The 8645-nt window shown below is 60.7% G+C and carries 9 protein-coding genes; 3 read left to right on the top strand and 6 right to left on the bottom strand.

Going from position 1 to position 8645, the window contains the following annotated elements; all coding sequences use genetic code 11:
* Positions 1–151 precede the first annotated feature (151 nt).
* The 5 genes from ACTQ4R_RS12880 to ACTQ4R_RS12900 form a co-directional block, all read right to left on the bottom strand.
* Positions 152–337 (bottom strand): hypothetical protein, encoded by a 186-nt coding sequence (locus ACTQ4R_RS12880; RefSeq protein ID WP_441629316.1) that lies wholly within the window; start codon positions 335–337, stop codon positions 152–154.
* 95 nt (positions 338–432) lie between these two features.
* A complete protein-coding gene (locus tag ACTQ4R_RS12885; protein ID WP_441629318.1) occupies positions 433–678 on the bottom strand; it encodes a permease of phosphate ABC transporter in 246 nt (81 codons plus the stop codon).
* Positions 679–820: 142 nt separating this feature from the next.
* Complete coding sequence (locus ACTQ4R_RS12890) at positions 821–1384, bottom strand: chromate transporter (protein WP_441629319.1); 564 nt, start codon at positions 1382–1384, stop codon at positions 821–823.
* Positions 1381–1944 carry a chromate transporter gene (locus ACTQ4R_RS12895; RefSeq protein WP_441629321.1) on the bottom strand — a complete coding sequence of 188 codons (564 nt, stop codon included), beginning with the start codon at positions 1942–1944 and terminating at the stop codon, positions 1381–1383. Before ACTQ4R_RS12895 ends, ACTQ4R_RS12890 begins: the two co-directional genes overlap by 4 nt.
* Before the next feature lie 142 nt (positions 1945–2086).
* A complete protein-coding gene (locus ACTQ4R_RS12900; RefSeq protein WP_441629323.1) occupies positions 2087–3712 on the bottom strand; it encodes a gamma-glutamyltransferase family protein in 1626 nt (541 codons plus the stop codon).
* A 236-nt stretch (positions 3713–3948) separates the two neighbouring features.
* Here ACTQ4R_RS12900 and ACTQ4R_RS12905 point away from each other — a divergent pair, with 236 nt between their 5' ends.
* On the top strand, positions 3949–4830 hold the full coding sequence (locus tag ACTQ4R_RS12905) for a LysR family transcriptional regulator (protein WP_441629325.1): 882 nt from the start codon (positions 3949–3951) through the stop codon (positions 4828–4830).
* Between the two features lie 44 nt (positions 4831–4874).
* On the opposite strand, the gene ACTQ4R_RS12910 is transcribed toward ACTQ4R_RS12905, so the two are convergent.
* Positions 4875–5363, bottom strand: a complete 489-nt coding sequence (locus ACTQ4R_RS12910; protein WP_441629327.1) for a DUF4330 domain-containing protein — start codon at positions 5361–5363, stop codon at positions 4875–4877.
* A gap of 165 nt (positions 5364–5528) precedes the next feature.
* Between ACTQ4R_RS12910 and csaB the strand changes: the two genes are divergently transcribed.
* The gene (gene csaB, locus ACTQ4R_RS12915) at positions 5529–7754 is read left to right on the top strand and encodes a polysaccharide pyruvyl transferase CsaB (RefSeq protein WP_441629329.1); all 2226 of its coding nucleotides are present in this window, start codon (positions 5529–5531) and stop codon (positions 7752–7754) included.
* 27 nt (positions 7755–7781) lie between these two features.
* Positions 7782–8444 (top strand): YoaK family protein, encoded by a 663-nt coding sequence (locus ACTQ4R_RS12920; RefSeq protein WP_441629331.1) that lies wholly within the window; start codon positions 7782–7784, stop codon positions 8442–8444.
* Positions 8445–8645: the final 201 nt, after the last annotated feature.

Genomic DNA, 8645 nt, shown 5'->3' on the forward strand with positions numbered 1-8645 from the left:
CGGAAATGGAATGACTCTGTCCATTTCCTGTTCTCAATTCTATTTCCCCGAATTTGCGCTGAAACCCCGGTTGCTGCCTAATGCACAACCGGGGTTTCTCGACAGGCTGAAACTGCCTCCGTCCCGCGGGACGGAGGCAGTTTTTACTCACTTACTCGTACAGTTCTTCGTCGGCGTAGTCGTCATACTCGCTGCCGAATTTCTTGGCAAGGCGCTTTTTCATGCCGCAGTAGCCCACGGACAGGTCATGCCATCCGCCGATCAGCAGGCAGACAAAAGCGGCGAAGGCCAGGCTGGCGCCGATGATCTTCATGACCATGCTTGCGGTTTTGCTCATAACGCGAATATCCTCCTTCATACAGGATGTCTTTGTTGTGGATGTTTTGTCCTTATGATACACCGTTTCCCGGGATCTTACAACTGTTTTCCGCCTCAGCGGTAAATATCCTCAATAGCCACCCGGTCCCCCAGAAGATACGGCAGGAATTTTCCCATCAAAGGCACATAGGCCGCCACGAACACCAGCGACGCCGCCCAGGCCGCGGGACGCTTTTTCCGTCCGGGCACCGCCAGGCCGATCAGCACGCCCAGCGCGCAGAGGCATATCTTCAGCACCGCTATGTCCCGCCAGCCGCAGGCCTTGAGGTAGCGGTCCGCCGCGTCGGTCAATCTCTTCATACCGTGATACCTCCCTTTTTGGATGATGCCGTCTGTTGGAGCTATTTGTTTGATTGTACCACATCCGCGGCGGAAATGGAAGTGGATTTCACAGCCCGCCGCCGAAAAAAGCCGCCGCTTTTCAGAAAGCGGCGGCTTTTCATCAGAAGGACAGCAGGATGCCCACCACAGCGGCGCAGGCGATGTACACCACCGGATGGAGCTTGAACTTCTTGATGGCGGCAAAGGCCGCCACAAAGAAGATGATCTTCTTGAGGTCAAAGGCATCCATCAGCACGCCGGTCTGATGATACAGATCAAAGTGGAACATGGACACCTTCACCACGCTGAGGCCGGCAGCGGCGATGAGGCCGGTGACAGCGGGGCGCAGGCCGTAAAACGCGGCGTCCACCAGCTTGCTGCCCCGGAACTTTTCCAGGTAACGGGATACCGTCACCACGATGACGATGGCCGGCAGGATCTCGCCCATGGTGGCCACCACGCCGCCCAAGAAACCCGCCACGTTGCAGCCCACATATGTGGCCATGTTGATGCCGATGGGACCGGGGGTGGACTCAGAGATGGCGATCATGTCCGTGATGAGGGACTGGGAATACCAGCCGGTCTTTTCCGCCAGGTCCTGCAAAAAGGGCAGCGTGGCCATGCCGCCGCCCACGGCGAACAGGCCGATCTTCAAAAACTCCCAGAAAAGCTGTAAATAGATCATTTCGCGTCACCCTCCTTCGGCGTTTTGATCTCCCGCCACTTGGCCGCCACGCCCAGCAGGGCGCAGGCAATGACCAGCAGGATGGGGGAAATGTCGGTGAACACGCTCAGCGCCAGCATCACCAGGCACAGGATAATACCAAAGGTATCTTTGACGCCCTTTTTCCACATGCTGATGACCGCGTCCAAAATCAGCGCCGCCACGCACACGGAGATGCCCGCCAGGGCGTGCTGGACGTAGACGTTATCCTGGAAGTTGGACAGGAAGAACGCGATGATGGAAATGATGATGATGCAGGGGGACACCATGCCCAAGGCCGCGGCCACGGCGCCGGGAACCTTGCGCTGCTTGTAGCCGATGAACACGGAGACATTGACGGCGATGATGCCGGGCAGGCCCTGGCTCAGGGCGTAATAGTCCATAATGTTCTCCTCGTCCATCCACTTGTGCTTCTGGACGATCTCCCGCCGCAGGATGGGCAGCATGGCATAGCCACCGCCGAAGGTGACGGCGCCCATGCGGAAAAACAGGGTATACAGGATCAATAGATCGTGCAGCATGTCTTGCCTTCTTTCTTCTTTTTTCACCACACCAACGCGCCGCGCGCCGTTTCCGGCGCGCGGCTGCATCGGAGTTAAGCCGTGCTATCATAACACGATTGCAGGCGGCAGGCAATCCCTTTCCGCCAAATATGCGCGTTTTTTACCAGGCGGCGATGGTGCCGTCGGCCCGGGGCTCGGTGCCGCCCACCAGGGTGCCGTCGTCCATGCGCCAGATGATCTCGCCGCGGCCCATACCCAGGTTGGCGTTGACAATGGTGACCTCATGGCCCATGTCGGCCAGCTTCTGGGCGATGTGGGCGGGGACTTCACGCTCCAGCTGGACCTTCTTCTCGCCCACCCACTGGAAGCGGGGCGCGTCCAGGCTCTCCTGGGGATTCATGTGGTAGTCGATGGCGTTGACGATGACCTGCACGTGGCCCTGGGGCTGCATGAAGCCGCCCATAACGCCGAAGGGACCGACAGCCTTGCCGTCCTTGCACAGGAAGCCGGGAATGATGGTGTGGTAAGCCTTCTTGCCTCCCTCCAGGTAGTTGTCGCTCTCGGGGTCCATGGAGAAGTTGGCGCCCCGGTCCTGCAGGGTGATGGCGGTGCCGGGAATGACGACGCCGGAGCCGAAGCGGTTGTAGTTGGACTGGATGAAAGAGACCATGTTGCCCTCGCCGTCAGCTACGCAGAAGTACACGGTGCCGCCGCAGGAGGGGTCGCCCGCCTCGGGATAGATGGCCTTGTCGGTGATGAGGGCCCGGCGAACGTCGGCATAGCGGTCAGAGAGCATGTCGGAGACCTTGGTCTTCATGTAGCGGGGGTCCGCCACGAACTTCTTGGTATCCACGAAAGCCAGCTTCGTGGCTTCGATCATGTAATGGTAGGCCATGGCGGACTCCCGCTCCTGGCCCAGGTCCAGGCCCTTGAGCATGTTCAGCGCCATCAAGGCGGTGATGCCGTGGCCGTTGGGAGGCATCTCACAGACGTCATAGCCCTTGTAGTTGACGGAGATGGGCTCCACCCAGCCGGCCTCGTAGTTTTCGAAGTCGCTCTCGGCGAAGAAGCCGCCGGTCTTGTTGGAGAAGTCCACGATCTTCTTCATGATCTCGCCGTGGTAGTAGCTCTCGCAGTCCGTGGCGGCCAGAGACTCCAGAGTCGTGGCAAAGTCGGGATTATAGAAGGTGTCGCCGGGCTCATAGGTCTTGCCGTCCTTGGTGAAGTACTGCAGCCAGGGACCGAACACCTCAGGCTCCTTCTCCGCGGCGGCGGTAAAGCGGGCCACCTCGGCCTTCCACTGCTTGTACACGTTCACAGGGATGCAGAAGCCCTCCCGGGCGTAGCGGATGGCGGGCGCCATCAGCTCGGTCATGGGCTTGGTGCCGAAGCGCTGGCGCAGCTTGGCCCATGCGCTGGGAGCGCCGGGGACCATGGTGGGCAGCCAGCCGTTCATGGGCACGGCGGTGTAGCCGGCCTCCCGGACCTTCTCGGCGGACAGGGCCATGGGGGCGACGCCGGAGCCGTCCAGGCCGTACAGCTTGGAATCCTTGGCGCTCCACACCAGGGCAAAGCAGTCGCTGCCCAGGCCGTTGCCGGTGGGCTCCACCAGAGGCAGCGTGGTGGCCATGGCGATGGCGGCGTCCATGGCGTTGCCGCCGGCCTTCATAATGTCCAGGCCCACCTGAGAGGCAATGGGGGAGGTGGAACAGGCCATGCCCTTTTTGGCATAGACGATGTTCCGGTGAGAGGCGTAGGAATACTTCTGAGGATCAAATTGCAGCATATGCGTTCTCCCTTTCACAAAACAATATTCAACGGCTCAAACAGGCCGCAAATTCATACAGGCATCTACATTTTTATACAATATATCATTGTTTTCTTTGCCCGTCTAACACTTTGTAGCGATAAATTGATAACTATAAATTATAATTTCAATAATTACAGTGGTATCTCCTGCGTTTTTATGCTATACTACACAAAAACCCCCGTTTGCACGCGAAGGGCAGAGGTGTTTGTACCATGGAAATTTTTCAGCTGATCCAATTTCAAGCCGTGGCCGAGCTGGAGCACATGACCCAGGCGGCCCAGCGGCTGAACCTTGCCCAGCCGGCTTTGAGCCGGACCATTCAAAATTTGGAGAACGAGCTGGGTGCCTCCCTGTTCGACCGCAGCGGCCGGCGCATGCATCTCAACGAAAACGGGCGCATCCTGCTGCGGTATTCCCGGCAGATCCTCTCCTCCATCCAGGATGCGAAAAACGAGATCGCCGCCCAGAAAAGCGAGGCCCGAACCTGCATCCGCCTGTGCGTCCATTCCGCCACCGCCCTCATCCCCCATCTGCTGCTGGAGTTCCGCCGTGCCCGGCCAGACATCCGCTTTGAGATCGTCCAGCGGATGTTCCAGGATACGGAGCCGCCGGAATACGACATGCTCCTCGACTCCATCGCCGGAGACGAGGTCCTGCCCCGGAACTCCCGCCTGCTGGTGCAGGAGGACGCCATGTTGGCTGTTCCGACGAACCACCCTCTGGCCCGACGGAGCAGCGTCTCCCTGGCGGATGTCCGGGAGGAGCCCTTTGTGAGCCTCCGGCGGGACCGCCCTTGGGCCCGCATTATTCAAAAGGCCTGCAACGAGGTGAACTTCGCCCCCTGTATCGTGGCGGAAAGCGACAACCCCATCACCCTGTGCGATTTTGTCCGCTGCGGGCTAGGGGTCTGCTTCCTGCCCAGCCGCACAGGCCTTCCCCCCATGGGCGACGGCATTGTCCTGGTGCCGCTGGCGGACTTTGCCTATACCCGCCACCTGTACCTCCACTGGTGCTACAACGCCTACCTGCCGCCCCATGTGGCGGCCTTCCGGGATTTTGCGACAGACTGGTTCGCACGTCTAAGCGCCCAGTAAAGCACAAAAAAGAACGCCCTGCCGGGCGTTCTTTTTCGGTTCGGTCACTGCTCCCACTGCACGTCGACAATGGTTCCTCCGTTGATCTCGATATACTCGCTTTTCAGAATGTAATCCTTCTTGCCGATGCGGACCTCCTGGTCTCCCACCTTGGTGGTCATGACCTCCGTGGTGGGCGTCTGGGTGGTGGCGGTGAAATACAGCGTCACATGGTCCAGATCCTCCACCCACTGGCCATCGGGCCCCAGTACATAATACGGCACCTTCTCCACAGCCTCGATCTGGCCGCCCACCAGGGCGCCGGAGGCCATCAGCGGAGAGGGCAGGTGCTCCAGGCAGTTTTCATACAGTTCCGCCGGCACTCCCTCGGCCCGTACCACATAGGTGACCTTGGTCATGGGAGTCTCCGCGGTCTCACCGCCGCCCCGGTGCATGAGCTTCATGCCGGCAAATACCAGCACCGCCAGGATCAAGACCACAGCGATGATGTCAATGATATTGAAACTTCCAACACGCTTTGCTTTTTGTTCCATAATTTCCTCCATAACAGGCGAAAAGCCCGGCTGTTTCTCTGTGGACAATGTCCGCAAAACATTGTATAATATTTTCCGCCATTTCACAAGACCATTTTCAAAAGAAGCGCCCATGCGTGAAAAAACGCGCCGGCTGGCGCGTCCAGCGGCGCACGGAGGGTTTGCATGAAAGTTATCCATCTCATCAGCGGCGGCGATTCCGGCGGTGCCAAGACCCATGTGCTGAGCCTGCTGCAGCATCTCAACAAAACCATCACCGCCCAGCTGGTGTGCTTCCGGGACGGCCCCTTTGCCGACGAGGCCCGCTCCATGGGCATCCCCACCGCCATCTGCGGCGGCAACAACATCTTCCGCATCCGCCGGCAGCTGACGGATACCATCCGCCAAGAGGGTTATGAGCTCATCCACTGCCACGGCGCCCGGGCCAATATGATCGGCGCCCTGCTGCGCAAGACCACCGGACTGCCGGTGGTGACCACTGTCCACAGCGACTACCGCCTGGACTACATGGGCCGTCCCCTCAGCCGCCTGACCTTCGGCACCATCAACGCCTACGCCCTGCGGAAGCTGGACTACCGCATCGGCGTGTCCGACGCCATGGTGGACCTGCTCATCTCCCGGGGCTTCCCCGCCGACCGCTTCTACGCCATTTACAACGGCATCGACTTCACCCCCGCCCCGCCCCAGGGGGACCGGCTCCCCTACCTAATGAGCCTGGGGGCCGACGTGGACGATGATTCCGTGGTGGTGGGCATCGCCGCCCGCCTCAATCCCGTCAAGGACATGTCCACCCTCATCCGGGGCTTTGCCGCCGGATACCGCAAATGTCCCCGGCTGCGTCTGGTCATCGCCGGCGACGGCGAGGAGCGGGAAAAGCTGGAGAACCTGGCCCGGGAGCTGGGCGTGGAAAAGCAGGTGACCTTTGCCGGCTGGATCAGCGGCGGTATGGACCGCTTCTACTCCGCCCTGGACATCAACGCCCTCACCTCCTTGTCCGAGACCTTCCCCTACGCTCTGACGGAGGGCGCCCGGTTCCACCTGGCCACTGTGGCTACCGCCGTGGGCGGCATCCCCTACCTCATCGACTCCAGCGTCAACGGCTTCCTGGTCCCCTCCGGAGACTGGCAGGCCCTGGGAGAGCACCTGGCCGCCCTGGGCAATGACGATGCCCTGCGCCATGAGATGGGGGAAAAGCTCTATCAAAAGGCCTCCACCCAGTTCTCCATCCAAAAGACCGTGGACACCCAGCTGCACATCTACCGGGAGATCATTCGCCGCCACAGCCGCCCCAATGCGGACCGGGACGGCGTGGTCATCTGCGGCGCCTACGGCCGGGGCAACGCCGGCGATGACGCCATTTTGGAGGCCATCCTCCAGGAGATGCGCTCCATCGACCCGGACATGCCGGTGCTGGTGCTGTCCAAGGACCCCAAATCCACCCGTCTGGCCTACCGGGTCCAGGCGGTGCACCGCTCCAACTTCCCCGCCTGGCTGCGGGCCATGCGCCGTGCGAAGCTCTATATCAACGGCGGCGGCAGCCTCATTCAGGACGTGACCTCCCGCCGTTCCCTGTGGTTTTACCTCCACAACATCAGCGCCGCCAAAAAGGCCGGCTGCAGGGTGCAGATGTACGGCTGCGGCATCGGTCCCGTCACCCGGGAAAACCACCGCCGTTTGGCGGCCCGGGTACTGAACGCCAACGTGGACGTCATCACTCTCCGGGAGCCGGACTCCCGGGAGGAGCTGCGGCTCATGGGTGTCACAAAGCCGGAGATTTTGCTGACGGCGGACCCAGCCTTGACCCTGCGCAGGGCCAGTGACGACGAGATCGACAGCGTAATGCTCCGTGCCGGCATCCCGCCCCACGGCAAATATATCTGCTTCGCCCTGCGGCAGTGGAAGGGCTTTGAGGAAAAGGCGCCCTTGTTCGGTGCTGCCGCTCAATACGCCTACGATACCTACGGCTTGACGCCGGTATTCACCGCCGTGGAAAAGCATCTGGACCCGGTGGCCCACCGTTTGGCCGCCAAGTCTCTGACCACCCCCCACTATTTTCTGGACGACGCCGGCGGCGCGGGCACCATCATCGGCGCCCTCAGCCGTATGGAGGTCGTTGTGTCCATGCGGCTCCACGCCTTGATTTTCGCAGCCGGCCAGGGCATCCCGCTGGCTGGCGTGGTGTATGACCCCAAGGTCTCCGCCTTCCTCAAATACATCGGCCAGGAGTTGTTTGTGGACCTGGACGCTTTGACAGAGGAGGGCCTGCGGCATATGATCGACCAGGCAGTGGGCCAGAGCCGCCGCCCGGAGGACCAGGCTGCCGCGGTGCGGCGCCTGCAGGAGCTGGAGCAGCAGAACGTGGCGGTGGCCCGCCGCCTGCTGCATCCATAACGCGGCCATCACATAGGAGATGAGGAAATGAGCAATCTCAGCCAGCGCATTCATTTCAATATGGCGTTCATCGGCGGCTATCTGGGTGTCCACGCCGTTTTGTCCTTCGGAAACCTCCTGGGCAACGCCCAGACGTCCAATCTCATCAGCGTCGTGACCAGCCTGCTGTCCGCCGACTGGACGCAGCTTCTGCTGCGCCTCGGCGGCATGCTGCTGTACATGGCGGCCATCGCCTTAACCGTGTACCTGCCGTCCCGGCTCCCCTGGGACCTGCGGCTCATCAGCGTGGCGCTGGACGCGGGGGCGGCTGTGATGGTCGGCTTTTTCCCCACGGATATCTATCCGGTGCTGGGCCTGTACCCGCTGTTTTTCGCCATGGCCTTTCAGTGGAACAGCTTCCCGGGCGCCGACGGCTTTGTCAGCTCTTCCATTTTCTCTACCAACAACCTGCGCCAGTTCACCATGGCCATGACCGAGGTGCTGGCCAACCACGACCCCACCCACCTGCCCAAGGCCGCCTTTTTCGGCAAGACGCTGTTATCCTTCCACGCCGGTGTGGCCGCCTCCTTTCTGCTGTGGCGGGTCCTCGGTCCCCACAGCGCCTGGCTGTGCCTCGTTCCCTGCGCTTCGGCCCTTTATCTGGTATGTACCCACATCCGGCGCGGGCAGAACGCTGGAGCGGCTTTTTGAGCATTTTTCTGATAACCGTCACGGCCATGTAACACATGGCCGTGAAAAATTTCAAAGAACATCGTGCAGCCAGCGCCTAATCGGCGCTGGCTCAGGCTGTCGAAAAAGTCCAGCATAGCTGGGCTTTATCGCATTTATATGGTAAAATAAGCATGGGTGATGAAAGATGCTGGAACGAGGGAAACTGGATCGCGGAATCGT

Origin of the sequence: Dysosmobacter sp. Sow4_B12 (assembly GCF_052116665.1) — a bacterium.
Taxonomy (GTDB): Bacteria; Bacillota; Clostridia; order Oscillospirales; family Oscillospiraceae; genus Oscillibacter.